25 protein-coding genes and 7 tRNA genes are annotated in these 25,810 nt (G+C 66.1%); 18 read left to right on the top strand and 14 right to left on the bottom strand.

From position 1 onward, the window contains the following. Window positions 1-8: 8 nt before the first annotated feature. Window positions 9-659: a class I SAM-dependent methyltransferase gene (locus ACZK45_RS12990; protein ID WP_049398211.1), complete on the bottom strand. Its 651-nt coding sequence runs from the start codon at window positions 657-659 to the stop codon at window positions 9-11. 344 nt (window positions 660-1,003) lie between these two features. On the opposite strand from ACZK45_RS12990, the gene ACZK45_RS12985 reads away from it, so the two are divergent. Genes ACZK45_RS12985 through ACZK45_RS12970 form a run of 4 tightly spaced genes read left to right on the top strand, consistent with a single transcriptional unit; the run spans window position 1,004 to window position 4,210 of the window. Next, entirely contained in the window at window positions 1,004-1,618 is a 615-nt protein-coding gene (locus ACZK45_RS12985) for a CDP-alcohol phosphatidyltransferase family protein (protein ID WP_032130352.1), read from the top strand. A 22-nt stretch (window positions 1,619-1,640) separates the two neighbouring features. Beyond that, complete coding sequence (phaE, locus tag ACZK45_RS12980) at window positions 1,641-2,717, top strand: class III poly(R)-hydroxyalkanoic acid synthase subunit PhaE (RefSeq protein WP_032130351.1); 1,077 nt, start codon at window positions 1,641-1,643, stop codon at window positions 2,715-2,717. Beyond that, window positions 2,714-3,781, top strand: a complete 1,068-nt coding sequence (gene phaC, locus ACZK45_RS12975) for a class III poly(R)-hydroxyalkanoic acid synthase subunit PhaC (RefSeq protein ID WP_121503565.1) — start codon at window positions 2,714-2,716, stop codon at window positions 3,779-3,781. Before phaE ends, phaC begins: the two co-directional genes overlap by 4 nt. A 57-nt stretch (window positions 3,782-3,838) precedes the next feature. After that, on the top strand, window positions 3,839-4,210 hold the full coding sequence (locus tag ACZK45_RS12970) for a YfeK family protein (protein WP_478444793.1): 372 nt from the start codon (window positions 3,839-3,841) through the stop codon (window positions 4,208-4,210). Between the two features lie 39 nt (window positions 4,211-4,249). Here ACZK45_RS12970 and ACZK45_RS12965 read toward each other — a convergent pair whose 3' ends face one another. Then, window positions 4,250-5,062 carry an IS110 family transposase gene (locus ACZK45_RS12965; RefSeq protein WP_478444792.1) on the bottom strand — a complete coding sequence of 271 codons (813 nt, stop codon included), beginning with the start codon at window positions 5,060-5,062 and terminating at the stop codon, window positions 4,250-4,252. Between the two features lie 416 nt (window positions 5,063-5,478). On the opposite strand from ACZK45_RS12965, the gene ACZK45_RS12960 reads away from it, so the two are divergent. The 6 genes from ACZK45_RS12960 to ACZK45_RS12935 all read left to right on the top strand — a co-directional run bounded on the left by ACZK45_RS12960 (window position 5,479) and on the right by ACZK45_RS12935 (window position 12,421). Then, window positions 5,479-5,682, top strand: coding sequence for a PspC domain-containing protein (locus tag ACZK45_RS12960; protein WP_006374017.1), 204 nt, complete (start codon window positions 5,479-5,481; stop codon window positions 5,680-5,682). After that, a complete protein-coding gene (locus ACZK45_RS12955; protein WP_346486579.1) occupies window positions 5,679-6,131 on the top strand; it encodes a hypothetical protein in 453 nt (150 codons plus the stop codon). Before ACZK45_RS12960 ends, ACZK45_RS12955 begins: the two co-directional genes overlap by 4 nt. Window positions 6,132-6,920: 789 nt before the next feature. Then, entirely contained in the window at window positions 6,921-7,136 is a 216-nt protein-coding gene (locus tag ACZK45_RS12950; protein ID WP_005410085.1) for a hypothetical protein, read from the top strand. 207 nt (window positions 7,137-7,343) lie between these two features. Beyond that, a complete protein-coding gene (locus ACZK45_RS12945; RefSeq protein WP_478444791.1) occupies window positions 7,344-9,731 on the top strand; it encodes a Tex family protein in 2,388 nt (795 codons plus the stop codon). A gap of 207 nt (window positions 9,732-9,938) precedes the next feature. Then, window positions 9,939-12,128 carry a PAS domain S-box protein gene (locus ACZK45_RS12940; protein ID WP_164081376.1) on the top strand — a complete coding sequence of 730 codons (2,190 nt, stop codon included), beginning with the start codon at window positions 9,939-9,941 and terminating at the stop codon, window positions 12,126-12,128. 62 nt (window positions 12,129-12,190) lie between these two features. Beyond that, window positions 12,191-12,421 carry a hypothetical protein gene (locus ACZK45_RS12935; protein WP_049400551.1) on the top strand — a complete coding sequence of 77 codons (231 nt, stop codon included), beginning with the start codon at window positions 12,191-12,193 and terminating at the stop codon, window positions 12,419-12,421. A 39-nt stretch (window positions 12,422-12,460) separates the two neighbouring features. Here the strand turns inward: ACZK45_RS12935 and ACZK45_RS12930 are convergent, their stop codons facing one another. Continuing rightward, window positions 12,461-13,549: a DUF5694 domain-containing protein gene (locus ACZK45_RS12930; RefSeq protein ID WP_478444790.1), complete on the bottom strand. Its 1,089-nt coding sequence runs from the start codon at window positions 13,547-13,549 to the stop codon at window positions 12,461-12,463. 95 nt (window positions 13,550-13,644) lie between these two features. Here ACZK45_RS12930 and ACZK45_RS12925 point away from each other — a divergent pair, with 95 nt between their 5' ends. Beyond that, on the top strand, window positions 13,645-14,247 hold the full coding sequence (locus ACZK45_RS12925; RefSeq protein ID WP_478444789.1) for a GNAT family N-acetyltransferase: 603 nt from the start codon (window positions 13,645-13,647) through the stop codon (window positions 14,245-14,247). A gap of 254 nt (window positions 14,248-14,501) precedes the next feature. Further along, the gene (locus ACZK45_RS12920) at window positions 14,502-16,328 is read left to right on the top strand and encodes a methyl-accepting chemotaxis protein (RefSeq protein ID WP_478444788.1); all 1,827 of its coding nucleotides are present in this window, start codon (window positions 14,502-14,504) and stop codon (window positions 16,326-16,328) included. Here the strand turns inward: ACZK45_RS12920 and ACZK45_RS12915 are convergent. The 3 genes from ACZK45_RS12915 to ACZK45_RS12905 all read right to left on the bottom strand — a co-directional run bounded on the left by ACZK45_RS12915 (window position 16,325) and on the right by ACZK45_RS12905 (window position 18,575). Further along, entirely contained in the window at window positions 16,325-17,761 is a 1,437-nt protein-coding gene (locus ACZK45_RS12915; protein ID WP_478444787.1) for a GGDEF domain-containing protein, read from the bottom strand. The two genes, ACZK45_RS12920 and ACZK45_RS12915, sit on opposite strands and share 4 nt — an antisense overlap. Before the next feature lie 115 nt (window positions 17,762-17,876). Then, window positions 17,877-18,419 (bottom strand): GNAT family N-acetyltransferase, encoded by a 543-nt coding sequence (locus tag ACZK45_RS12910; RefSeq protein WP_478444786.1) that lies wholly within the window; start codon window positions 18,417-18,419, stop codon window positions 17,877-17,879. Window positions 18,420-18,489: 70 nt separating this feature from the next. Further along, window positions 18,490-18,575, bottom strand: a tRNA-Leu gene (locus ACZK45_RS12905). 132 nt (window positions 18,576-18,707) lie between these two features. Here ACZK45_RS12905 and ACZK45_RS12900 point away from each other — a divergent pair. Both ACZK45_RS12900 and ACZK45_RS12895 read left to right on the top strand, forming a co-directional pair. Then, window positions 18,708-19,088, top strand: a complete 381-nt coding sequence (locus ACZK45_RS12900) for a response regulator (RefSeq protein WP_032129385.1) — start codon at window positions 18,708-18,710, stop codon at window positions 19,086-19,088. A gap of 69 nt (window positions 19,089-19,157) precedes the next feature. Next, a complete protein-coding gene (locus tag ACZK45_RS12895; RefSeq protein WP_010484956.1) occupies window positions 19,158-19,355 on the top strand; it encodes a hypothetical protein in 198 nt (65 codons plus the stop codon). 45 nt (window positions 19,356-19,400) lie between these two features. Here ACZK45_RS12895 and ACZK45_RS12890 read toward each other — a convergent pair whose 3' ends face one another. Next, the gene (locus ACZK45_RS12890) at window positions 19,401-20,357 is read right to left on the bottom strand and encodes an SOS response-associated peptidase family protein (RefSeq protein WP_182266312.1); all 957 of its coding nucleotides are present in this window, start codon (window positions 20,355-20,357) and stop codon (window positions 19,401-19,403) included. Between the two features lie 77 nt (window positions 20,358-20,434). Here ACZK45_RS12890 and ACZK45_RS12885 point away from each other — a divergent pair, with 77 nt between their 5' ends. Then, window positions 20,435-20,851: a GNAT family N-acetyltransferase gene (locus ACZK45_RS12885; protein ID WP_010484960.1), complete on the top strand. Its 417-nt coding sequence runs from the start codon at window positions 20,435-20,437 to the stop codon at window positions 20,849-20,851. A gap of 165 nt (window positions 20,852-21,016) precedes the next feature. Here ACZK45_RS12885 and ACZK45_RS12880 read toward each other — a convergent pair. The 7 genes from ACZK45_RS12880 to ACZK45_RS12850 form a co-directional block, all read right to left on the bottom strand. Beyond that, window positions 21,017-21,092 (bottom strand) — tRNA-Glu (locus tag ACZK45_RS12880). Window positions 21,093-21,139: 47 nt separating this feature from the next. Continuing rightward, a tRNA-Ala gene (locus ACZK45_RS12875) sits at window positions 21,140-21,215 on the bottom strand. Window positions 21,216-21,261: 46 nt separating this feature from the next. Continuing rightward, a tRNA-Glu gene (locus tag ACZK45_RS12870) sits at window positions 21,262-21,337 on the bottom strand. A gap of 49 nt (window positions 21,338-21,386) precedes the next feature. Further along, window positions 21,387-21,462, bottom strand: a tRNA-Ala gene (locus tag ACZK45_RS12865). A gap of 185 nt (window positions 21,463-21,647) precedes the next feature. Further along, window positions 21,648-21,723: transfer RNA gene (locus ACZK45_RS12860), tRNA-Glu, on the bottom strand. Window positions 21,724-21,777: 54 nt separating this feature from the next. Continuing rightward, window positions 21,778-21,853: transfer RNA gene (locus ACZK45_RS12855), tRNA-Ala, on the bottom strand. A gap of 89 nt (window positions 21,854-21,942) precedes the next feature. Continuing rightward, a complete protein-coding gene (locus tag ACZK45_RS12850) occupies window positions 21,943-22,356 on the bottom strand; it encodes a heavy metal-responsive transcriptional regulator (protein ID WP_032129382.1) in 414 nt (137 codons plus the stop codon). Window positions 22,357-22,542: 186 nt separating this feature from the next. On the opposite strand from ACZK45_RS12850, the gene ACZK45_RS12845 reads away from it, so the two are divergent. The 3 genes from ACZK45_RS12845 (at window position 22,543) to dsbG (ending at window position 25,367) form a co-directional block, all read left to right on the top strand. Further along, window positions 22,543-23,610 carry a GlxA family transcriptional regulator gene (locus tag ACZK45_RS12845; RefSeq protein ID WP_478444785.1) on the top strand — a complete coding sequence of 356 codons (1,068 nt, stop codon included), beginning with the start codon at window positions 22,543-22,545 and terminating at the stop codon, window positions 23,608-23,610. A gap of 80 nt (window positions 23,611-23,690) precedes the next feature. Then, window positions 23,691-24,494, top strand: a complete 804-nt coding sequence (locus ACZK45_RS12840) for a TlpA disulfide reductase family protein (RefSeq protein WP_032129380.1) — start codon at window positions 23,691-23,693, stop codon at window positions 24,492-24,494. Between the two features lie 30 nt (window positions 24,495-24,524). Next, a complete protein-coding gene (dsbG, locus tag ACZK45_RS12835) occupies window positions 24,525-25,367 on the top strand; it encodes a thiol:disulfide interchange protein DsbG (protein WP_478444784.1) in 843 nt (280 codons plus the stop codon). Window positions 25,368-25,810 lie beyond the last annotated feature (443 nt).

The following is a 25,810-nucleotide window of genomic DNA, read 5'->3' as shown; positions in this document are numbered from 1 at the left end:
CTACCACTTCAGCGCCGCTGTGCCAGCAGCAGATGGAAGTGCTTTTCGCGGATCTGGCCGTCATTGCCGGCTGCGGATTCCCGGTGGCTGCGCCAGGCCGAGACGCGGAAGCCCGATACCCGCAGCGCCAGCTCCACCGCGTCCAGCTCATGCAGTTGGAAGTCGGCAGCAAATGGCAGGCTGCGCATGAAGCTGGCGTCGCCAAAGGCCAGGCACAGGCGGCCGCCCCGGCGCAGCACCCGCGCCAGCTCGTCCAGCACCGGCGCCAGGTTCGGCCAGAAGTACAGGGTGTTGACCGCCAGCGCGGCATCCATCGCGGCATCGGCGACCGGCAGCGCATGAGCGTCGCCGTGTCGCATCGCGGCACGCTCGGCCAACCCGGCGCTGGCCAGGCGCTGGTTGCCGGCCTCGACCATGGCGGTGGACAGCTCAATACCCAGATAGTGGCTGTCGGTGGCCTGCAGCATCAGCGGCGCGAAGGCCGCATTGCCGGGGCCGATCTCCAGGACCCGTTCGCCAGTGCCGACGGCCAGCAGCCCGATCGCGGCCAGGTTGAGTGCGCCGTTGCTGCGGTTCATCGAGTCAGCCACCGCCAGCGCGGCCTCGCCATGGGGCTGCCGCAGCTGTGCGGCCAGAGTGGGAGCATCCAGCATCATCATCGTCCGTTGCAGAGTTTCGGACGTGGCGGCGGCGGGTCCGCCGGTGACCATAGCGCCGACCTTGTGGCTTGGGAAGTAGGGAAACCCCGCTTCGGGGTGATGAGGAAATGTCCAGCGTCGCAGTCGGTGAGATCTGGTTGTCCACAGGGGGTGTGGATTACGCGTGGGCAACTTTGTGGATAAGCCGCGACAGGCGCCACCCCCCTAGGCTGTCAAGATGGGTGGCGAAAAATTCACCGCCGGTGAGGACAGGTGAGGGAGCGGTGAAGGCTGGGGCCTGCCAGCGCTGTCGCCAGTGGCGGCGCTCGCGGTAACCTGTGGGCCTTGATGCTCCGTGAGACCCCATGAAACGTCACTTCTCGATGCTGCGCGAATTCCAGCTGGCCGACTGGTTCACCCTGGCCAATGCTTTCTGCGGCACCGGTGCGGTCTTTGCCGCAATGCGCTTCCTGCAGGACGGCGAGCGCGGCTACCTGCTGTTCGGCATGGCGTTGATCCCGCTGGCTTTCATTTTCGACGCCCTCGACGGGCGCATCGCGCGCTGGCGCAAGTCCAGCTCCACCCTGGGCCGCGAGCTGGACTCGCTGTCCGACGTGATCTCCTTCGGTGTGGCCCCGGCGGCGCTGGCCTACGCCTGCGGCATGCAGGGCGGCTGGGACTGGCTGGTGCTGAGCTATTTCGTCTGCTGCGGCGTCAGCCGCCTGGCGCGCTACAACGTCACCGCAGAGGCGCTGGCCGGCGACGAGGGCAAGGTCGCGTATTTCGAGGGCACCCCGATCCCGACCAGCCTGGTGCTGGTGATCGTGCTGGCGATCGCCGCCGGTACCGATGCCATCGGCCAGAACATCTGGTTCGGCCAGTGGCAGATCGGCCCGTGGCAGCTGCACCCGATGGTGTTGTTGTTCGCCTTGTCCGGGTCGCTGATGATCAGCAAGACCCTGCGCATTCCCAAGCCATGAGCCAGCCCTGCGGAGGCCTGCGATGACCAGCTCGGCCCACGACGCCGGCAGCAGCGATTTCGAGACCCTGGCCCGGCAGTACTTCGGCGCCTGGGGCGATGCCCTGCGCCACGCCAGCACGCCCGGTGCGCCGGCAGGTGACGACCCCGGCAGCTGGCAACGGCTGTTCGACTGGTGGGGCCAGCTGTTGCCCGAGCAGGGGCAGGGCGCGCCGGAAGATGCCGTGCGCCGCTTCCGCGAACAGGCGGGCAGCTGGTACGGAACCATGCAGGAAGTGGCTGCGCGTTTCGCCGGCCGCGACGCCAGCAGTGCCGACGTAGCACAAGCCTGGCGCGAGGCGGTGCAGGGGCAGGGCGACGGCATGCTGCAGTGGATGCTGCAGGGCGCCCGTGGCAGCACCCACGCTGGCGCCGCTGTACCGGAGTTTGCCGCCTGGCTGCAGCAGTTCCAGCTGCAGGCCGGTCCGTGGCTGCAGAGCCCGGCGTTCGGGCCCGGCCGCGAGCACCAGGCGCGCTGGCAGGCGCTGCTGCGGGCGCAGGAGGAATACCAGCAGCATTCACGCGCCTACGTCGATCAGATCAAGCAGGCACTGGACGAGGCCTTCGCGCTGTTCGAGCAGCGCCTGGCCGAGCACGAGCAGCCGGGCAGCCAGCTGACCAGCGCCCGCGCGATGTTCGACCTGTGGATTGAAGTGGCCGAGGAGGCCTACGCCAAGGTCGCCATGTCCGAACCGTTCCAGCAGGTATATGCCGCACTCGGCAACGCTCAGATGCGCCTGCGCGCCGGCCTGCAGCGCGAGGTGGAACAGATGAGTGAACGGATCGGCCTGCCGACCCGCAGTGAGATGGACGCCGCGCACCGCCGCATCGCCGAGCTGGAGCGCAGCCTGCGCCGACTGCAGGCACAGGTGGCGGCCATGGCCGGTACGGGCGAGGTCGATCCGGTGGCACAGCCGGCGCCGGCGAAGGTGAAGCCGGTCGCGCGCAAGGCCGCGAAGAAGGCCGCGCCGGCAAAGAAGGCGGCTGCGAAAAAGGCGCCTGCGAAGAAGGCTGCACCAAAGGCAGCGCCTCGTACTTCCACGCGGACGCGTGACCGATGAAAGGACCGCTGGGCTTCAACGCTGATGACCTGATGCAGGAAACCCTGGCCATGCAGCGCAAGCTGATGGAAGGGCTGAAGCTGCTGCCGCAGGTGGAAGACGTGGACTACGGCGTGACCGCGCGCGAGGAAGTCTGGCGCGACGACAAGGTGGTGCTGTACCGCTTCGTCGGCGAACAGTCACCGACCCGGCGCACGCCGCTGCTGATCGTCTACGCGCTGGTCAACCGGCCGTACATGGTCGACCTGCAGGCCGACCGTTCGCTGGTGCAGAAGCTGCTGGCGCTGGGGCAGGACGTCTACGTGCTGGACTGGGGCTACCCGGATCGCTCGGAGCGCTTCCAGACCCTGGAGGACTACCTGCTGCGCTACATCGATGGCGCGGTCGATGCGCTGCGCGCGCGCGGTGGTGGACCGGTCGACCTGCTCGGCATCTGCCAGGGCGGCGTGTTCGCGCTGTGCTACGCCGCGCTGCGCCGGCAGAAGCTGGGCAAGCTGATCACCATGGTCACCCCGGTCGATTTCCACACCGCCGACAACATGCTCTCGCACTGGGCGCGGCAGGTGGATGTGGACCTGCTGGTCGACACGCTGGGCAACATCCCGGCCGACCTGATGAATGCCAGTTACCTGATGCTCAAGCCGTTCCGCCTGAACGTGCAGAAGTACGTCGGCCTGCTCGACATCCTCGATGACAAGGCTGCGCTGGAGGATTTCCTGCGGATGGAGAAGTGGATCTTCGATTCACCGGACCTGGCCGGCGAGGCGTTCCGCGACTTCATCAAGCAGTTCTACCAGGGCAACGGGCTGATGAACGGCACGGTGCGGATCGGCGAAGAGGCGGTGGATCTGTCGAAGGTGACCCTGCCGGTACTGAACATCTACGCCGAGCAGGACCATCTGGTGCCGCCGGATGCCTCGCGCGCGATGCGTGGACGCCTGGGCACCGAGGATTACACTGAGTCCAGTTTCCGTGGCGGCCATATCGGCATCTACGTGTCCGGTCGCGCGCAGCGCGAAGTGCCGGCCACGATCGATGGCTGGCTGAAAGCGCGCGACGCGTAAAGCCGGTTTCTTTTTTTTTGTAGAGTCGAGCCATGCTCGACTGCATGGAGGGTGATGATGTCGCAAAGGATTTCGATGCTGCTTGCCACGCTGCTGCTGGCAGCACCTGTTGCCCACGCCGCACCCAGTACGGATGCACGGCGGGAGATCGCCCAGCTGATCTCCAGCCTGGACGGCTCCCAATGCCGGTTCCAGCGCAATGGCAGCTGGTACGACGGCAGCGATGCGCGCGCGCACCTGCAGCGCAAGTACGACTTCCTGCTGAAGAAGGACATGGTGGACAGCGCCGAGCAGTTCATCGAGCGCGCCGCCAGCCAGAGCAGCATGAGCGGCAAGCCCTATCGCATCCAATGCCCGGGGCAGCCTGAACAGACCGCGGCCGCCTGGTTCGGCGCCCGCCTGCAGGCCCTGCGCCACCGCACGCCGTAGACATAGGGGCGGTGTAGAGTCGAGATCCTATGTTCGCGGTCAAGCCTGCTGGAAGCAGGCTTGACCCACCTTCAGCATGGCCGGATCGAAGTCCCGGCCGCTCTTGAACACGCCCCAGGCGATCTTGGCTAGTTTCCTTGCCAGAATGTTGAAGACGGCGGTGCTGGGGTGACCGCGTTTTGACAGCTCGTCGTAGAGCGGTTGCCCCCGACGACACCGCTTGAGCCCCATGGCGGCCATGTAGAGCATCTGGCGCAGCACTGGCGCGCCCTGTTTGGACAGCCGACGCCGTCCCGTTCTGCCGCCAGACTCGTTGGGCCGGGGATCCAGGCCCGTGCAGGCGATCCACGCGTTGGCGTTGGCCAACGGCCAGCGCGTCATGTAGTAAATCAGGTGAGCGGCGACGGCGGGGCCGATACCAGGGATGGTCAACAGGCGCTTGTAGAGCGTGCCATGCTCTCCATCGCGCCCCAAGCGCTGCAGTTCGCTTTCCAGCTCGGACAGCGTCCCAGCCAGAGCGCAGAACAGATCTGACAGCTCCCCGGGGGCACTTTTGCTTACCCCGAAGGATTGCTCCAGGCGCGCGCGTGTCTTTACCAGCGTCTGCCGCTTGCGCAGCAAATCGTGCATCTGCTGCTGCTCATCGGTACGCGGTACGTATTCACGCAGGCGATCGTTCTCCTTCTTCACGTACCGGGCGATCGCTTCGGCGTCCATGGCGTCCGTCTTGCCACGCGAGCCCGTCGCCCGGCCGTAGTGCTTGATCAGACGTGGATTGATCACATAGACAACGTGGCCTGCCTGGCCAGCCATCCGAGCCAACAACTCGTAGTACCGCCCCGTCGCCTCCATGCCAATCCGGCATCGCTGGGGCAAGGTGTTGAGCCACTGGGCTATGCCGGCCGGGTGTTGGCGATCCTGTCGCCGGCCTTGCGGTCGGCCACTGCCGGTACGAACTCCTTGGAGTCCACGTCCACGCCAATATCGAGAGAATCAGACATTTGTACGGCTCCCAGCTATCTTTAAGGGGCTGGGGTGGTACCGCACCGACGTTAGCTTGCCTACATCGACGATCCCCTTTGGGTGCCGTACGATCCTTTATCGACGTTCGTGTGCGGGATGGGGATCGCTCGACTCGTCTGTCGGCTAGTATCCGCAGATGCATGCTTGACGGTCCCTCCACCCTGGCTCCTACATACCTCGTAGGAGCCGGGAGGAACATACAAGCCATGTTCGACTGCTTTTTCCCGTAGCCCAGGAGAACCGCCATGAACACCACGCCGCGCACGCTGTCGCGTTCATTGAACGACCGCATGATCGCCGGCGTGATGGGCGGCATCGCCCATCGCTTCGGCTGGAATCCCACGTTGGTGCGGATCGTGTTCGTGCTGGTCTCGATCGGTTCGGCGGCCTTCCCTGGCATCCTGGTCTACCTGATCCTGTGGCTGCTGATTCCCAACGAGGCCGATTGAAGACTCCCGTGACGCCCCGGCCGGTCTGGCTGCGCGCGCTGCAGGTGCTGGGCGCGGTGTGGACGTCCCCCAATTCACTGCTCGGCCTGATCGGTGGACTGGCCGGCATGCTTGGCGGGGCGACGCTGCGCTGGAGCGGCCGTGACAGCGCGTTGGTGTTCGATCGCTGGCCGTGGGGGCCGGGTGGGGCGATCACCCTGGGCAATGTGATCCTGCACACCGGGCATGACCTGGGCATTTCCTGCCGCACCTATGCGCATCAGGCCGGGTGGGGCGTGGAGCCGCTGATCCGGCTGGACGACCACGAGCGCGCGCACGTCTACCAGTACCTGGTGCTGGGGCCGCTGTACCTGCCGGTGTACCTGCTGTGTGGCGGGGTGAGTGCGCGCAACCCGTTCGAACGCGCGGCCGATCATTTCGCCCGGTTCGGGCACGGCTGGTGGCCGTAGTTTCCAGCCAACGGCGCAGCCCCTCGTGGCTTGGTCGCGGAATATGTTTCATGTGATTGGGCCGGGCGGGGTGGGTTCGCGGGACACGCCGTAAACCCGTCCCTGGGGGCTTAGCCGCGGCATCCATGCCGCGGATACCCCGCCACCCCCACCCACCCGGCCGCTGACAATTTCCGTGCGCGCCAAGCCATGGAAGAGAATAAAGAACAGCAAAAGCGGGTCGCGCGCTGCGCTTGCTCGTGAGCCGAGCATGGCTTGGCTCTACAGGAAGCAACAAAGCAGCCGGCCAGGCCGCTTTTGCTTTTGATCTTCTTTTTCTTTTCCGTGGCTGGACGTGCCCGAAAACTGTCGGGGGTCGGTCGGGGTGGGTTCGCGGGACCGTTGGCGCCATGGGCCCGAGGCATGCCTCGGGCGGGTTGGGCAGGACGCCCAACCCCGGTCTTGCCGTGTGCGCAGGACAGCGCACACGAGCAAGGCGCCATCGAGCCCCCATGGACGGGTTTACGGCGTGTCCCGCGGACCCACCCCGACCGACCCAATCACATGAAGCGCAATTCGCGACCAAGCCACGAGGGGCTGCGCCGTTGGCTGGAAACCCCCGATTCGTTAGTCGGAAGTTAAAGATCCGTAAGCATTCTGCTGCGATCCCGCAGTCATCTGCATGCAACCGATCGTCATTAGCCTTCGTGACGTTCCAGTCAGGTTCGACGCGGTAAGCTCTCCCTCGATGAGCTCGCAGCATCGCTCATCGAGTGCAGTACGCAGTAGCAATTTGGAGGAATACATCACATGGCAATCGTTCTTTATGTCGGTGGTAGCAAGGATGGCGAGAAGGGCGTGGTGCCCTACGGCTTCAGCAAATCCCGCGCCGACACCGCGCTGGGGCCGGAGTTCTACACGGAGCGGTTCATGGAACTGCAGGGTGTCGGCAAGGTCCGCCTGATGGCCCTGGAAGGCATGCGTGACGAGATCGTCATGCAGCGCGCCGCCCGCCACTACCGCTGACCTTCGCAACACGCGGCAGGGCGCGCCCACCATCGCGCGCCCGCGCCGGCATCCCAGCCCAGGGCCAGTCCGAGCCCTCTTTTCGCCAGGATGCCGGCGTCCACTCCGGCCTCGCTGCTGAACCTCGCCCCCTGTCAATGCCTTGTCCGGCTCCGTCGTGGATTGCCAGAATGGGGTCTTCCCGTAACGCGGCACAGACCTGAAGCAATGCACGACGCCAAGAACGCCCAGAGCGCGCTCGCCCAGCAGATCGCCCAGACCATCGCCGACGAGATCGGTGCCCAGTCCACCCAGGTACGTGCCGCCGTCGGCCTGCTCGACGAGGGCGCCAGCGTTCCGTTCATCGCGCGCTACCGCAAGGAAGTGACCGGGGGCCTGGACGACACCCAGCTGCGCAACCTGGAAGTGCGCCTGACCTACCTGCGCGAACTGGAAGACCGTCGCGCGGCGGTGCTGGCCAGCATCGGTGAGCAGGGCAAGCTCAGCGACGAACTGCGCAACGACATCCTGGCCGCCGACACCAAGAGCCGGCTGGAAGACCTGTACCTGCCGTACAAGCCCAAGCGCCGTACCCGCGCCCAGATCGCCCGCGAGGCCGGTCTGGAACCGCTGGCTGATGGCCTGCTGGCCGACCCGACGCAGGACCCTCAGGTCTTCGCGGCTTCCTTCGTCGACACCGACAAGGGCGTGGCCGACACCAAGGCTGCGCTGGAAGGTGCACGCGCGATCCTGATGGAGCGCTGGGGCGAAGATGCCGCGCTGGTCGGTGAGCTGCGCACCTGGCTGGGCGAGACCGGCGTGATCCGTGCCCGCGTGGCCGAGGGCAAGGAAACCGAAGGCGCCAAGTACCGTGACTATTTCGAACACGCCGAGGCACTGGCGAAGATTCCCTCGCACCGCTTGCTGGCGCTGTTCCGTGCGCGCCGCGAGGAGATCCTGTTCCTGGAGCTGGACCCGGGCAACGAGGCCGAGGCCGGCCACCAGTACGCCGAAGGACGCGTGGCGCGCAAGGCCGGCATCGCCGATCAGGGCCGCGCCGCCGACCGCTGGCTGCTGGATGCCTGCCGCCTGACCTGGCGTGCCAAGCTGCACACCCATCTGCTGCTGGACCTGTTCAACCAGGCACGCGAAAAGGCCGAGGCCGAAGCCATCGCAGTGTTCGGCGACAACCTGAAGGACCTGCTGCTGGCCGCGCCGGCGGGCCCGAAGACCGTACTCGGGCTGGATCCGGGCATCCGCACCGGCTGCAAGATTGCCGTGGTCGATGCCACCGGCAAGCTGGTCGCCACCGACACCATCTACCCGCACGAGCCGCGCCGCCAGTGGGACCAGTCGCTGCAGACGATCAAGCAGCTGTGCGCCAAGCACAACGTGGAACTGATCGCGATCGGCAACGGCACCGCCAGCCGCGAAACCGACAAGCTGGCCGGCGAAGCGATCAAGGCTGCCGCCAACCCGAAGCTGCAGAAGGTGGTGGTCAGCGAGGCGGGCGCGTCGGTGTACTCGGCGTCCGAGTTCGCGGCCAAGGAATTCCCGGGGCTGGACGTGTCGCTGCGTGGCGCGGTGTCCATCGCGCGCCGCCTGCAGGATCCGCTGGCCGAACTGGTCAAGATCGAACCCAAGGCGATCGGTGTCGGCCAGTACCAGCACGACGTGGACCAGTACCGCCTGGCACGGGCGCTGGATGCGCGGGTCGAGGACTGCGTGAATGCCGTGGGCGTGTACGTGAACACCGCTTCGGCCGCGCTGCTGTCGCGCGTGTCCGGCCTGTCGTCCACGGTGGCCGAGAACATCGTGCGCCATCGTGACGACAATGGCCCGTTCAAGCGTCGCAAGGACCTGCTGAAGGTCGCGCGCCTGGGCGAGAAGACCTTCGAGCAGTGCGCCGGCTTCCTGCGTATCGCCGATGGTGACCAGCCGCTGGACGCCTCGGCGGTGCACCCCGAAGCCTACCCGGTGGTCGAGCGCATCGTGGCCAGCACCGCGCGCCCGATCAAGGCGCTGATCGGTGATGGCAGCTTCCTGCGCGGCCTGAAGGCAGAACAGTTCACCGACGACACCTTCGGCGTGCCGACCGTGCGCGACATCCTGAAGGAACTGGAAAAGCCGGGCCGTGACCCGCGTCCGGAGTTCAAGGCGGCGCGCTTCGCCGAGGGCGTCGAGGACATCAAGGACCTGCGCGAGGGCATGGTGCTGGAAGGCGTGGTCAGCAACGTCGCGGCCTTCGGCGCCTTTGTCGATATCGGCGTGCACCAGGACGGCCTGATCCACATTTCGGCGCTCTCCGATACGTTCGTGAAGGACCCGCGCGACGTGGTCAAGGCCGGCGATATCGTCAAGGTGAAGGTGCTGGAGGTGGACGTGGCGCGCAAGCGCATCGCCCTGACCCGGCGCCTGGACGATACCCCGGGCCAGGCCACCAGCCGCCCGGGCCAGCGCGATGACCGCGGCCAGGGGCAGGGGCCGCGCCGCGACGCAGGCGGCCAGAACCGCGGGCCAAACCGGGGCCAGGGCAATGGCGGCCGTCCCGCTCAGTCCGCGCCCCCGGCCAACAACGCCCTGGCGGAGGCCTTCGCCCGCGCCAAGCGCAGTTGAGGACCGTGTCCCCCGTCACGCTTGATTCGTGGCGGGGGACTTGTCGATTTTCCCCGTGATTGCGCACACTTGCGCCTGAGGGGGGCGTTTGGCCTCCCCGCTGTCGCTGGGGAGGGCCATGACGCCAGCAGGACCCGTTGTCTTCGTTGAGGGCTGCAGCGTTGTGCTGCGGCTGCTGCCCGCCTGTGCGGGCCGGGGACCGGATTGATGGCGGGCCAGGGAAACAACGGCAACGGGCTGCTCGAGCGGCGCCTGCAGGAACTGGCAGAGGAGCGCCGGCGCCTGGCCATGATCATCGACGGCACCGCTGCCGGTACCTGGGAATGGAACGTGCAGACCGGCGAAATGCGGGTCAATGCGCGCTGGGCGGAGATTGTCGGCTATCGGCTGGAAGAACTGGAGCCGGTGTGCCAGAAGACGTTCCTGACGCTGGTCCATCCCGACGATATCGCCCTGTCCGACGCGGCGCTCGAGGACCATTTCGAAGGCCGCAGCGACAACTATGTCTGCCTGTTGCGCATGCGCCACAAGAACGGCCAGTGGATGTGGATCCACGACCGTGGCCGCGTGTTCGAATGGGACGGGCAGGGACGACCGCTGTGGATGGCCGGTGCGCACGCCGACGTGACCGAGCTGCAGCAGGCGCGGCAGGATGCAGCCGAGAGCCGGCAGCGATTGCAGGCCGTGGTCGACGCGTCCGATGAGGTGGCGGTGATCGCGACCGATACCGAAGGCACCATCACCCTGTTCAATACCGGCGCGGAACGCCTGCTGGGTTACAGCGCGGAAGAAGTGGTCGGCCAGCGGCGACTGGGTGATTTCCACGATCCGGACGAGCTGGCGGCCTGGCTGCGTCCGCTGGCGGCTGCGGACGGAAGCCTGCCGGGCGCGTTTGAAGCACTCAGCGCCCGCGCCGATGAGCAGACCTATTCACGGCAGTGGACACTGCGGCGCAAGGATGGCCAGCCACGCCAGGTGCGCTTGTCGATCAGCCGCATGGATGGTGCCGGCGGCGCGCGGATCGGCTATGTCGGCATGTCCATCGACATCACCGAGATCCTGCAGGCGCGCGCCGAAGCACGCCTGTCGGCAGAGAAATTCGCCGGTGCGTTCACGTCGGCGGCGCTGGGCATGGCGCTGGTGTCGCTGGAAGGACGCTGGCTGGACGTCAATGACGCACTGTGCCGGATCCTGGGCTACCCCCGCGAAGAACTGCTGCAGGTTGATTTCCAGCGCCTGACCCACCCCGATGACCTGCAGACCGACCTGGCCCTGGTGCAGGATCTGCTGGCCGGGCGGCGCAGCCACTACCACCTGGAAAAGCGCTATCTCGATCGCGACGGCAAGGTGATCTGGGCGCGGCTGTCGGTGTCGCTGGTGCGCACCGAGCACGGTGAACCGCTGCATTTCGTGTCGCAGATCCAGGACATCAGCGCCCAGCGCAGCAGCGAGCAGCGCCTGTTCGAGAGCGAGCAGCGCAGCCGTATCACGCTTGATGCGGTTGCCGACCTGGTGCTCAGTGTCAGCCTGGATGGCCGTATCGACTACGCCAATGCCGCCGCAGTACGCACCCTGGCGGGTGATGGCGCGCTGTCGCTGGCCGGGCACAAGGTGCAGGACGTGCTGGCACTGACCACCGAATATGCGCCCGGCTCGGTACTGGATGTGTCGGTCCTGCTGGACCCGGAAAGCAATGCGGTGGACCTGCACGCCGATCTTCTGCTGCGCCTGGGCACGGCCACGATCCCGGTCGACCTGACCCGTGCCTGGCTGCGCGATGATGAAGGTCATGTACGCGGTGCAGTGTGGGTACTGCGTGATGACACCCAGCAGCGCGCGCGCCAGCGCGAAGCGCGCCATCTGGCCGAGATCGATCCGCTGACCGAGCTGAGCAACCGTCGCGGTTTCGAGGTGCATCTGCAGCAGGCGATCACCCGCGTCGAGCGAACTGGCCAGGCCGCGTCGTTGATGTACATCGACCTGGACCGCTTCAAGCCGGTCAACGACACCTGGGGCCATCTGGCTGGCGATGCCGTGCTGTGGGCGGTGGCCAGCGTGCTGCGCCACGGTGTGCGCGATTCGGACGTAGTGGCGCGTCTGGGCGGCGACGAATTCGCAGTGATCCTGTCCGGCTGCACGCCGCGTCGTGCCGCGCGCATCGGCGGTGAACTGCTGCACACCCTGGCATCGCTGTCGATTCCGTGGGACCGGGACCGCCTGCATGTGGGTGCCAGCATCGGTATCGCGCCATTGGCGGGTGGGATGAGCGTGGACCAGGCCGTGGCGGCGGCTGATGCCCAGTGCTACCGGGCCAAGGCAATGGGTCGCAACAACGTACAGGTGCAGGGCGAGGCCAGTGAGCTGCCCGGCGATGATTCCGAAGCCGCCGAGGGCTGATCTCAACCTGTGAGAGGGCGTGCGCGAATACTGCGCGCACATCCACTCATGCAGGTGATCCCATGAAGGTCTGGAACCCGGTTGCGATGCGGGCCTACGCCCCGGCGATGGTTGGCTGGTGCCTCGCGCTGGCCGCCTGCCTGCGTGCGGAACAGCTGCGCGGCGACCTTCACGCGCAGGCCCTGCTGCCGGTACTGCAGGGCGGCGCGGTCGCCCTGCTGGTGTTCACGCTGTCCTGTATCGGTGCCGCCAGCATCGTGCTGTGGCGGACGGGCAGGAACGCGGTGGAGTGATGCGGTGGATGGTCACCGCATCCTCCACGTCATGTTGCGTCAGCGCAGTACTTCATCCGAACTGACCAGCTGCACGTCGTGCATCAGATCGAGGTAAGCCTCGTAGTAGCCCTTGTGCGAGGCACCGACGATGGTCAGCATGCGGGTGCCTGGATGCTGGCCCAGGATGTCGCGCATGTTGGCGACCATGCGCAGGTTGCGGGTTTCCCAGTAGCCCACGTAGTTGCGGCCGAAGCCTTCCGGCGAGGGCTCGACGAGGGTCGCGCCGAAATCGCTGTTGAAGGCCACCATCGCGGCCTCGGGGGCGTTGTAGGCGCGATACATTGCGAGCAATCCATCCGGTTGAGCAAGATTGGCCTTCAGTCGTTCATCGGCCGCCCTGCGCGCTTTGACGAAGGAATTGTCCCAGGCACCGCGTATGGCGGCAGCGTAGGCCTTCTGCTGCGATTCCGGTGTTGGCGAATCTGCAGTGTGGTCGTCGACCGACCACAGGCGCTCCAGCCCCAGGCGTGCCGCAAGTACGCCGGCCACCAGTCCGGCCTCGTTGCGGCGGGCCATGCGCGTGTCGAGGAACTGCACCAGTTCCGGTGTCAGGCTGTCCGAAGCACGTCGCTCTTCCCTGGGCAGCCGCAGCCATTGGACGACTGCCGAGCTGCTTTCGCCCGCGGCCAGGAACACGGCGGCCAATCGGCGCCGCTGGGCAGCGGTTGGCGCCTTCGGCCAATCCGCAAGCAGGCGTTCCATCTCCACGTTGGCGCTGGGCACGTCCAGGCCGGTGGCGGCCTGCGCCGGTGCCGGATCGACGCAGTAGTCCGCTACGCTCTCCGCGTATCGGGCCGGATTGCGGCGCATGAAGTCACACTGCAGGCCGGACAGGTTCTCCACCGCGATCGCGGTGGGCCGCCAGGCTTCCAGGCGCTGCAGCAGAGGTTCCAGCATCGCCGGCGTGAAGGTCTCCGGCAGGCTGGACAGGTGCGGGCTGCCCAGCACCAGCACTTCGTTCGGGCGTCCTGCGGGTGGTCCCTTCAGCTGGTCGGGGTGGAAGGCGGGTCGATAGGCGGCGTCGTTGGCCAGCGCGCTGCTGCTGCACAGGGCCAGGAAGAGAAGGCTGGCAAAGCGAGGGAACATGCGATCTCCATGTCGATAAGCATCCTGCGGGACCTTCATGCTGGTCATTTTCTCCTGCTGGGGAATCCCGCATTGGTCATGTAAACCTTTCTGCCTTGAGCTGCATCCTTCTGCTGAGCGATGCTGCACGCAATGCCCAGGCGATGCAGAAGATGACATTGGACGACTGGACCATCGACAGTCCGCGGCTGCACCTCCGGCCTTTCACGCCCGGTGATGCCGACGAGGCATTTGTGGCAATCACACCCGGGCTGACCCGCTATATGGCGTTCGAGCCGCCACCCTCGAAGGAGGCGTTTGCTGGCGTCTGGCGGGCGTGGCTGCTTACCATCGCCGACGGGACCGACATCACGTTGGTGATCCGCAGGCGCGGGGATGGGGTATTCCTTGGCCTGGCAGGCCTGCATCGAGCCCGTGAAGCAGAACCCGAACTGGGCATCTGGATCGCAGAAGTGATGCATGGGCACGGCTATGGCCGCGAGGCAGTGGCGGCGGTGTGGTCGGCGGCCTCCGGGCGCCTGCGCTGTGCTGCGTTCCGCTACCCGGTGGCGGAACGGAACCGGTCCAGCCGTGCACTGGCTGAGTCCCTTGGTGGGCAGGCTGTGGCACGTGAGCAGGGCGTGAAGTACACGGCAATCGTCTACCGCATTCCGGCTGCAATGCACGGAGTTGCGACGGACGTCGCGGAATCCCGCTAAAGCGGCCGACGGCGTCGCCGATACTTCCTCTGGATCCCGCTCCAGTCACCCGCCGCAGGACCCCAGGCTGCCCCCGACGGGTGGTCCGCGCAGTGTGTTCCGCCGTTTCCAGATGCGATCGCACCCGCAGCAGACGTTCTTCGCAGTCGCTCGAGAGGTGCCCGTTGGCACCTGTAGTCCCTGGCAACTGATGTTGCCGCCGGGCATCCCGCCCGTCGGGTCACAACCGCTTACCGGACACCGAGGATCAGACAATGCTCATTCCAGGCTTCACGGCAGGCGCGCAGGCGCCGGCCGAGCTGCATACCCGTTGGTCGCCGTGGCGTGCGCTGCTTGGCGTGCTGGCGCCGCAGCAACGCACCAGCACAGAGGCGGCGATGACCGACCGCACCGAGCTGGAAGCGCAGGTGGCCGCGCTGCATCGCGTGCAGGCCGTCATCGAGTTCGCGCTCGACGGCACCATCCTGCGGGCCAATGACAATTTCCTGCAGGCGATGGGTTACCGGCTGGAGGAGATCCAGGGCAAGCATCACTCCCTGTTCGTCGACCCCGACCAGGCGCGCAGCGCGGAATACCGCGACTTCTGGGTACGCCTGGGGCGTGGCGAATATGACGCCGGACAGTACCGCCGCTTCGGCAAAGGTCTGCGCGAGATCTGGATCCAGGCTTCATACAACCCGGTGCTGGACCGCCAGGGGCGGCCGTACAAGGTGGTCAAGTTCGCGACCGACATCACCGCGCAGAAGCTGCAGGCGGCCGACTCGGCGGGGCAACTGGCCGCGATCGCCAAATCGCAGGCGGTGATCGAGTTCAGCATGGATGGCCGCATCCTGTCGGCCAATGACAATTTCCTGGCCGCTACCGGCTACAGCCTGGACGAAGTGCGCGGGCAGCACCATTCGTTGTTTGTCGAGCCTGAGCATCGCAGCAGCGTCGAGTATCGCCAGTTCTGGGAGAAGCTCGGGCGCGGCGAATATGACGCCGGCCAGTATCGGCGCCTGGGCAAGGGCGGGCGCGAGGTCTGGATCCAGGCATCCTACAACCCGATCCTGGACCTCAATGGCAAGCCGTTCAAGGTCGTCAAGTACGCCACCGACATCACCGCGCAGGTGCACGAGAACCAGGCCATGCAGCGCGCCGTGGCGCAGACCCGCGAGGTGGTGGCTGCCGCCAAGCAGGGCGATCTGACCCAGCGCGTGGCCACCGCCGACAAGAACGGGTCGATCGCCGAACTGTGCGAAGGCGTGAATTCGCTGGTCGAGGCGATGGCCGCGATCATCGGCCAGATCAAGTTCGCCGCGGACACCATCGCAGTCGGCGCGACCGAAATCGCACAGGGCAACAGCGACCTCTCGCAGCGTACCGAGCAGCAGGCGGCCTCGCTGGAGGAAACCGCGGTGTCGATGAAAGGCCTGGCCGAGACCGTGCAGCGCACGGCCACCAACGCGCGCCAGGCCAGCCAGCTGGCCGGTGGAGCGGCCGACGTCGCCGCTCGAGGCGGCACTGTGGTGCATGAAGTGGTCGAGACGATGGCGGTGATCAATGCCTCGTCGCGGCGCATCGTCGACATCATCGGAGTGATCGACGGCATCGCCTTCCAGACCAACATTCTCGCGCTGAACGCAGCGGTGGAGGCGGCGCGTGCCGGTGAACATGGCCGCGGCTTTGCCGTGGTCGCCACTGAGATCCGCGAGCTGTCGCAGCGTTCGGCCAGCGCAGCCAAGGAGATCAAGCACCTGATCGATGAGTCGGTTGCCAATGTGGGCGCCGGCACGGCGCAGGTTGAGAGCGCGGGCCGTACCATGGATGAAATCGTGACCAACGTGCGTCGGGTCAGTGACCTGATGACTGAAATCAGCACGGCCTCGCAGCAGCAGAGCGACGATATCCAGCAGATGAATCATGCGGTCGACCTGATCGATCAGGGCACCCAGCAGAACGCGGCCCTGGTCGAGGAGGCGTCGGCGGCGGCGCGCAGCATGGAAGAGCAGTCGGCGCAGCTGCTGCAGACCGTGGCCAGTTTCCGCGTGCAGGGCGGGGCCGGGCACCGGCACGGAACAGCGGGGCTGCACGCGGTCTAGGCGCGGCGACCGGACAGGTCTTCCTTGCTATCGGTGTCGCCGCGTACGCAGTTGCGTCCGGCATGTTTGGCGCGATACAGGGCCTGGTCGGCGCGTTCGACCAGGTCGCGCGGATCGCGGTCTTCGCCGGGTGCCTGCCAGGCCACGCCGATGCTGATGGTGACGGTGGCCTCGGGGGCGGGCAGGGCTGCGGCTTCGACCGAAGCGCGCAGCCGTTCGCCCAGGCCCAGTGCGTGGGCGGCATCGGGCGAGGGCAGGGCGGCGATGAACTCTTCGCCGCCATAGCGCGCCAGCAGATCGTCACCTCGTTGCAGGCAGCCATCAAGAATGGCGGCGACCGACTGCAGGCGACGATCGCCCTCCGGATGGCCATAGGTGTCATTGAGCCGTTTGAAGTGGTCGATGTCGATCATCAGTACCGCCAGCCCGAGTCCCTGGCGGCGTGCGCGGCCACGGGCATTGCCAAGAGATTCGTCGAAGCTGCGGCGGTTGCCCAGCCCAGTCAGCGGATCGCGCCGCGCCAGCGTTTCCAGCTCATCGCGCTGGCGCTGGATCTCCACCTGGCTCAGCACGCTGCGCAGGGCATAGCCGAGCATGGCACCAATGAAGCCCACCGTGGCCAGGGTGGGCTGCAGGCGCGCGACCAGCAGCGCCACCATCATCAGCAGCAAGGGCAGCATCAACGGCACGCCGGCGTCGACGATGCGGCGCAGGCTGCGCGATACCTCCACCGCCGGATAGCGGCGCTTGCTGGCGGCCATGACGGCCAGCACCACGAACAGTCCGCTGATCAGCAGGTCCCCCCAGTTGCCGTCAGGCAGCTGCGGCTGGTAGGTGTTGATGTAGAACGCCAGCAGGAAATAGCCCAGCGCGTAGATCGCAAGTGTCCGGAAGAAATCGCGGCGGTCGGGATTGTCCTCGGCGAGGAAGCGGATCAGCGCGAAGCAGAACACCAGGCTGTTCTGTAGGTTGCTCATGGCGTTCAGGCACTGCGTCCACAATGCGGCGTTGAAATGCGCCATCGCCCGCGTGTGCCCGAAGTACAGCAGCCACAGCAGCGCGATGATCAGCAGGTCCACCGCGCGGATGCAGCGGTTGCCGCCGCCCGGGCTGGCGGCCACGTAGGTCAGGGGGATGCGGTAGAACACGTACAGGATCAGCGAAGACACGGTCATCTGCGCAGGATCGAGGCCGGCCACATTGCGGTACAGCAGGGCGAGCAGGGCCAGCGAGAACAGGCCCACGGCAGCGCCCAGCGTCCGCCATTTGCAGGCCCCCTGGCGGCTGTCACGCGCACGCCGCACGCAGGCCAGTGCAGCCAGCAACGGCGCAGTGATCAGCATCAGGTAGGAGCCGACCGGGTCCTGCGGGCCAACAAAGGCAATGACGAGCGCGTGCGTGACCAGAAAAAACAGTGCCGCACGCAACGTCATGCATTCCCCCGCCCCCAGCTCCGGCTGGGATCACGATAGGCAGAAGCACGTGTGGCTTGCAAGAAAAGTGTGCGCTGCGTCTATTCCAAAGCTTGCCGGAAGTCGCAGTTGTGTTTCAGCATGGTGACGCGGAGCCTTCGACGCGGGCGTACATCCAGAAGTCACGGGGCTGTCCTCGAACCCGCCGGTAAGCGCGCAGCAGGCCTTCGCGCTGCATGCCGATGCGTTCCAGCACGGCGATCGAGCGGGCGTTGCTGTCCAGGACAGTCGCCTGGATTCGGACCAGAGCGAGTGCGGCATGGCCCCATTCGAGCACCGCGCGTGCTGACTGCGTGGCCAGTCCCTGACCCTGCCAGCGCGGATCGAGATCATAGGCAAGTTCGCCGCGGCCATGCGACAGGTCGATTCCGTTCAGGCCAACGGTGCCGATCAGCTGGCTGTCGGCGCCCACCAGCGCCCAGCGCTGGTCCGTTGCCGTGGGCAGGTAACCGGCGATCTGGCAGCGCAGTGCCCTTTCGGAAACGTCGCCCCAGCTGGTGTGCTCGGTCACGCCCGGCAGCGAGAGATAGCGGGCCCAGGCGGCAGCATCATCCACGTGCAGTGGACGCAGCCGTGCGGGCAGGGTGGCAGGGAGCGTGGGCAGGGCGGGCGCTGGCATCGTCGCCAGTGTCGGCGCCCGGGCCCTGAAAATGCAAAAGGCCAGGTCGGTGACCTGGCCTTTGATGCAGTGGTGCCGGTGAAAGGACTCGAACCTTCATGGGGTCACCCCCGGCTGATTTTGAGTCAGCTGCGTATACCATTCCGCCACACCGGCAGGCAGCGTGCGAGTGTAACCGAGGTCGGCACGGCTTTCATAGTGGGGAGGCCGATCGGGGCGCGTCCTGTCGGCTTCGGCCCTGTCATGGCTATACTGCGGCGGCTTGAATGCCTCCAGGAGCGGTAGCCGATGACAGTGTTGCAGGACCTGAGGGTGCTGGTGGTCGAGAACGACGAGATGAGTGCCGCACTGCTGCAGATGCAGCTGGTGCATGCCGGTGCGACGGTGGTGGGGCTGGCCGCGAGCGTGGCTGAAGCGCTGCGCCTGCTGCAGGCGTCGACCCCGGACGTGGCCCTGCTCGATTACCGCCTGGCCCGCAATGAGACCAGCGAGCCGGTGGCTGCGGCACTGTCGGCGCGCGGGGTGCCGTTCGTGCTGGCCACCGGGATGCAGGCCGAGCAGCTGCCCGAGCCGATGCTGGCCGGCGTGCTGCTGGTCAAGCCCTATCTCTCGGCAGATCTGAGCCAGGCGCTGGTACGCGCAGTGGGCCGCGCCAGCGCCAGCGCCTGATTGGCGCGTGCTGAAGCGGTGGGCGTATCCTGCCCGGGCCTGAATGCTCAGGCCTACAAGGAGAGTGGCATGAAGAAGTGGATCAAGCGCATGGTAGCTGCGGGTGTCCTTTCGATGGCGGTCTTCGGTGGTACGGCCTCTGCTGCGTGGTGTGGCCAGCCCTGTTTCCAGCTCTACAAGAGCTGCATCGCGCGGGGTGGAGAGGTCGAACAATGCCTGCAGGAACAGGCCTTCTGCGAAGAGGCGATGTGCGGCGGCAATCCCTGATCCATGAACCCCGCCCAGGCGGGGTTTTTCATCTGTGCGCGTTGTTCAGCCCGCTTCTTCGTATACGTAGCGGATCTCCTCGCGGTCGTCGAGGATGCGGTACTGCCGCGCCAGGTCATCCGGATCGGGATTGAGCCAGGCATCGAGGTGTTCCTTGCGGATGGGAACGACGCCGCGGTCATGGCCCGCAGCGGCGACGTCGTGCGGAGGCGTGTCGGTGATCGTGGCAAATGACAGGAGGCGACCTTCCGGTCCTTCCCATTCCGCCCACAGGCAGGCCAGCAGCAGGTCGCGCGGGGGATCGGGCCGGAACTCCAGCACCACGTCCTGATCCTTCTCATCGGCACCCAGCGTACGGCCGGCGATGGCATGGCGTGGCACGTGCTCATAGAACGCCTGCACCACCACCACGCCGTGGCGCAGCCCGAACGCACCGCGCCAATAGCCTTCCAGGCTGTCGCGCCGCGCGTTGTAGGTGCCCGGATATAGCACGTCGTTGCGCGCAGGCTTGTCCGGCAGCCGGCACTGGTAGCGCATCGGCTTGATCACGCGTTTGCCGCTCTCGCTGACCATCACCGGTGCGTAGGTGCCGGGGAAAATACGGTTGTCGCGCGGCAGCAGCTGCACCCGGTGCAGATCTTCCAGCCGAGCCTGCGCACGATCGATGCGGTTGCCGGCCACGCGCAGGTCGTTGCGTGCCTTCTGGGTGGGGCGGGTCGCCAGCGTGGCATTGGCAATATCGCGTCGCTCGCGCTGGCGGGCCAGCTCCGCTTCCAGATCCTGGCGTTCCTGCGCATGCCACTGCTGGATTTTCGCGACGATGTCGCGGCCCTGCTCGGTGCGCGCGCCGGCGAAGCCGTCATCCATCGCCTTGGGAGTTCTGGGGCGCTTCTTCCCAGGATCGTGCGCGTACAGCTCCGCGAATTCTTCCAGCGACAGGATGGCGCCGAACTCGCGCACCAGCTTGGCGTAGTCGGCGCGGATGAGGGCGGAATAGCACATGGGAACTCTGCGGGCGTGGGTCGCAGCAGCTGCGACATGGATGAGGCAGGATAGCCCGACCTACAGGGAGATAGCGCATGAATGATTCCGTCGCCTGCCAGTTCCGCGACGCCGTGCCCACGGTCGAAGACTATTGCCAGCTGCGTGTGCTGGCGGGCCTCAGTGCCAAGAGCCAGGAGGCGGCGGCACGCGCGCTGCCCAATACCCTGTATGGCGTGTGTGCCTACCAGGGTAACGAGCTGGTGGCGATGGGGCGCATCGTCGGCGATGGGGGCTGCCACCTGCAGGTCTGCGATATCGCTGTGTTGCCGCGCCTGCAGGGGCAGGGCCTGGGCAAGGAAGTGATGCGTCGCCTGGAGGGCTGGATGCAGGCGAACCTGCCGCCGTCGGCATACGTCAGCCTTCTGGCGGATGGTGAAGCGCACCGGTTGTACGCGCAGTTTGGTTTCGCACCCACCGCACCTGCATCGATCGGGATGTATCGCCGGTTCTGAGGTGTGGCCGAGTTGAAGCCATCCACGCATGGCGTGGATCTACTGGGCCAACCGGCCGCCGGATCCATCCCGGCCCTGCAGTAGATCCGCGCCATGCGTGGATAGGGCCTTCCCAGGAATCACAGGCAAAGAAAAACCCCGGCCGAAGCCGGGGTTTTAAAGAATTGGCGTCCCCACGGGGATTCGAACCCCGGTCGCCACCGTGAAAGGGTGATGTCCTAGGCCTCTAGACGATGGGGACGCACGAAAACTTCAAGTTGTAGATCCTTCGACGGCCTAATGTCGAAGTGGTGGAGCCAAGCGGGATCGAACCGCTGACCTCCTGCATGCCATGCAGGCGCTCTCCCAGCTGAGCTATGGCCCCAATGAAACTCCGGATGATCTGCCGGGAGCAGAGTCCGTTTTGAAACTGGCGTCCCCACGGGGATTCGAACCCCGGTCGCCACCGTGAAAGGGTGATGTCCTAGGCCTCTAGACGATGGGGACGCACGAAAAACTTCAAGTTGTAGAACTTTCGACGGCCTAATGTCGAAAGTGGTGGAGCCAAGCGGGATCGAACCGCTGACCTCCTGCATGCCATGCAGGCGCTCTCCCAGCTGAGCTATGGCCCCGTGTTACCGAGCCGCCTATCATACCTGCGTGTTCACGTTTGTGGAAGCTTTTTTTTGAGCTTTTTTCGTTCCGGTTCAACCGCGACCACGAGGGCAGGGGAACCGCAACGCCACAACCTGAATGCCGGTAGGCGGTGAACAAAAAAGACCCGGTTATCGGCCGGGTCCTCGTTGTTCGTGATGAGTGGCGTCCCCACGGGGATTCGAACCCCGGTCGCCACCGTGAAAGGGTGATGTCCTAGGCCTCTAGACGATGGGGACGCAATTCTCATCAATGTTCTTTAGCGACCTTTCGACGGCCTAATGCCGAAAGATTGGTGGAGCCAAGCGGGATCGAACCGCTGACCTCCTGCATGCCATGCAGGCGCTCTCCCAGCTGAGCTATGGCCCCACGTCGCTGAGGAGCGAAATAATAGCCTTGCCCCAGGGGGTTGGCAAGCATTTGTTGCACTTTTCTTCACGTGCGTTGCGAAGCCGATGTCAGTCGCCTTTCGCCTGCGCAGCGTCGTCGGTCAGTGCCGCCAGGATCGGGCACTGGTCCAGCGCGCCGTGACCTGGGCAGGCGTCGACCAGCAGCGAAAGTGCAGTGTGCATGCGTTGCAGCTCCGCCATCCGCTGTGCGATGTCCTGCAGGCGCGCCTGCGCGGTGTCGCGCACGCTGCCCATGTCCTGCGAATGGCGATCGCTCAATGCGAGCAGCTCGCCGATCTCTTCAAGGCTGAAGCCCAGCGCCTTGGCGCGGCGGATGAATCGCAGCCGGCGCAGGTCCTGCTCGCCGAAGATGCGGTAGCCACCCGCCGAGCGGGCCGCGGTCGGCAGCAGCTGCTGTCGTTCGTAGTAGCGCACCGTATCGATCGGTACGCCCGCCTGGCGGGCCAGTTGTCCAATGTTCATGGCGGATTCCTGCAGGGGCTGCCGACCATTGTGAAGCCTGGAGTCTGGTCGAGAGTCAAGGCTTGGCCCAGGTGCGCGCATTCAGCGCACTTTGCAACTTTCTTCATAGCCCCGCCGATGGACCAGTTCCTACCCTTCGCCTGAACCGGCCGTTCGATGGCCTGCAACGAACCGAGGAGGTGGTCTGTGGAAGGATTCAGGAACGAAGGATTCGTCGAGATCGCGGTGGTTGAATACCTGGGAGGTGATCCGTCTGCCGCCTCCGTACTGGCCGAAATGGCGCACGTTGCCAATCGCCTTGCCCAGCAGCAGCGTCGGCCGTTCAAGCGGGTGCTGGTCACCCGCTGGATCGTGCCGGCCAGCCAGACCGGGGTGCATCGTATTGCGGGTGCGGAAATGCTCGATGCGGCCATCCCGGCTGTGATCGCGGTTCCCGGCCAGATCAGTGCCGGCGCGTGCCTACGCGCGGACGAGGTCCTGCTGGACTGGCTGCGCGCGCACTATGACGGCGGCAGCCTGCTGGCCGCCGCCAGTGATGGCGTCAGCGTGCTGGCACGCGCCGGGTTGCTGGCCGGGCGTACGGTCAGTGGCCCCGATCTCGGGCGCCATCCAGGCCTGCAGGCGCAGGCCGCGAGCTGGGTGCCGAGCGAGCGGGCGCTGGTGGATGACGGTGACCTGCTGACGGTCGGCGGGGCCCAGGCCTGGCGCTTCCTTGGCCTGCGATTGTTGTACCGGCTGCACGGGCAGGGCGTGGCCAGTGCGGTCGCACAGCAACTGGGCATCACCGTGCCTGCCACGATCCAGCAGGACCTGGAGCGCTTCAGCGCCAACTTCGCACATGGCGATCGTGATGTGCTGAAGGCACAGCGCTGGCTGCACACCACGGCGGCACGCGGCGCCACCCTTGCCGCGATCTGCGAGGTCTCCGGGCTGGAGCCGCGCACACTGCAGCGGCGGTTCCTCAAGGCCACCGGCCTGCGGCCGATCGAATACTGCCAACGGCTGCGCATCGCCAAGGCGCAGACCCTGCTGCAGCAGGGGGCGGGTATCGATGAGGTGGCGTGGGGTGTCGGCTACGCTGATCAGAGTGCTTTCCGCCGGTTGTTCCTGCGCATCGTTGGCATGACGCCGGCCAACTATCGGCGTCACGTCAGCAGCAAGCGTCGCGAGCGGCCCTTGATGCCGTCGGTGGCAGGCAGCCTGCGCGGGCTGCAATCGCCGTCGGTGATGCAACTGGGGCGCAGCGCGGCCTGATGTCGGCGGCATCGTCGCGCTTGCAACCGGAGCGCGACACTTCGACCATGCAGTCAGTGGACGATTGAACAGGTGGTCTGATGTCGAGCGTTGGGCCGGTGCCGATGCCGGTGGTGTTGATTCTCGTGTGCGTAGTGATTGCCATGGCCGTGGCGCGTCTGTGGCCACGCAGGAAGGACGGCATGCCGCTGCCTTCTGCACCCAGCATGGTTCTGGACATGCTGCTGGTGGGCCTGCTGTGTGGTCGCATCAGCTTCGTGGCCTTGAACTTCGCGCTGTATCGCGAGGCGCCGTGGAGCATTCTGCAGATTGCCGATGGTGGCTACCACCTGGTGGTTGTCCTGGTTGCGGGATCGGCATGGGGGCTGTGGCGGGTGCGCCCATGGCGGGCGTTGCGCGCCCCGGTGCTGGGCGCAGCGTTGGCGGGTGTGCTGCTATGGGCGGGCGGTAGTCAACTGCTGTCCGCATGGCAGGAGCGGCAGATGCCCTTGCCGGTACTGCAGGTTGCTGATCTGCAGGGGGGCAGGGTTGATCTGCAGCAGTTCCGGGGAAAACCGCTGGTGCTGAATCTCTGGGCGACCTGGTGCGGGCCCTGCCGGCGCGAGATGCCGGTCCTGGCTGCGGCGCAGCAGGCGCATGCGGACGTGCAGTTCGTGTTCCTCAACCAGGGTGAAACCCTTGAGGAGGTCCAGGGTTTCGTTGCGCGCGAACGGCTGCTGCTGCACAACGTTTTGCTCGACGATGACGCTGCGGCATCCACGGTGCTGGGCGTGCAGGCCTATCCCTCGACCCTGTTCTTCGACGCCGAAGGGCGCCTGCGTGAACTGCACCTGGGCGAACTGACGGCAGCCGGTCTTGAACACAAACTGCGCCGGCTGCGGTAGCCTGCGCGGGCATCTCACTACGGAGTTCCCATGTTGTCGACTTCCCTGCGCACCGCCCCGGCGGTGCTGTTGCTGCCGGTCCTGCTGGCATTGGCCGCCTGCAGCCAGGCACAGACGCCACCGGGCAAGACCGCCGCGGCACCGGCAGCGAGCGCCACAGCCACGGCTAACAAGGGCGATCGCCCTGCGGTGCTGAAGGGCATCGAGAAGCATGGTTTCGAGGTCGTCGCAGAATTCGATGCCCCCGGTGGCCTGCGGGGCTTCGCCGGCGTGGTCGGCGGCCAGCAGCCGGCAGCGGCCTATGTCACCGCTGATGGCAAGCACGTACTGGTCGGCAGCCTGTTCGATGCGGAGGGCAACGATGTAGCCGCTGAGGCCGTTGAGAAGCTGGTGGCTTCGCCGATGTCGGCCAAGATGTGGACCAAGCTGGAAGCCAGCGCCTGGGTGCGTGATGGCAAGGTCGATGCGCCGCGCGTGGTCTACACCTTCAGCGATGCCAACTGCCCGTACTGCCACAAGTTCTGGGAAGCGGCACGGCCGTGGGTCGATGCTGGCAAGGTGCAGCTGCGTCACATCATGGTCGGCGTGATCCGCGAGGACAGCCCGGCCAAGGCCGCGGCGATCCTTGCCGCGCGTGACCCGAGTGCGGCGCTGCTGCAGAACGAGCACGATTTTGATCGCGGTGGCATCAAGGCGCTGCCGAACATCAGCCGCGAGATCGCTGGCAAGCTCGACGCCAATCAGGTGCTGATGATCGAGATGGGCTTCCAGGGCACACCGGGCATCCTGTTCCAGGACGCACAGGGCCAGGTGCAGCGTCGTGCGGGTCTGCCGCAGGGTGCCGATCTGCAGACGGTGCTTGGCCCGCGCTGAGTGGCGCCAGCCCCATGAAACACTGCGCAGGCCCGCATGGCAGCATGCGGGCCTGTCGCATTCCATGGCGGGCATTGCGGTTGCGGGCCCGCGCAACAGTGGTTCATCGTCACGTATGAATCGTGACTGACATCAAGCATCCCGCCTTGATTCCAATCAAGGCCAAAAACGACAGGCGGATTAGCCTGTGACGCATGGAATACAGCGTCAATGCGCGATGGATGCCGCGCTCGCCACGCCCTGATCAGGGTCGGCTGGCACAGCCATTCACGACACTCTCACTCCGTGCTTGTTACCCAGACCGCTGCGGTCGCCACCTCTCTGGCAGCGCGGCCTTGATGGCGTCGACATCGGTGCGGGCAGGGCAGTGTCATCGTCCTGTTGCCTGCCATGCGCAGGCTGGCCGGTGTCGTCGACGCAGTATCCGCATTTCCAGCAACGGC

This window comes from Stenotrophomonas sp. 63632_Sma, from assembly GCF_056482875.1.
Note: the sequence above shows the minus strand (reverse complement) of the source record. Positions and strands in the feature narration are given on the sequence as shown.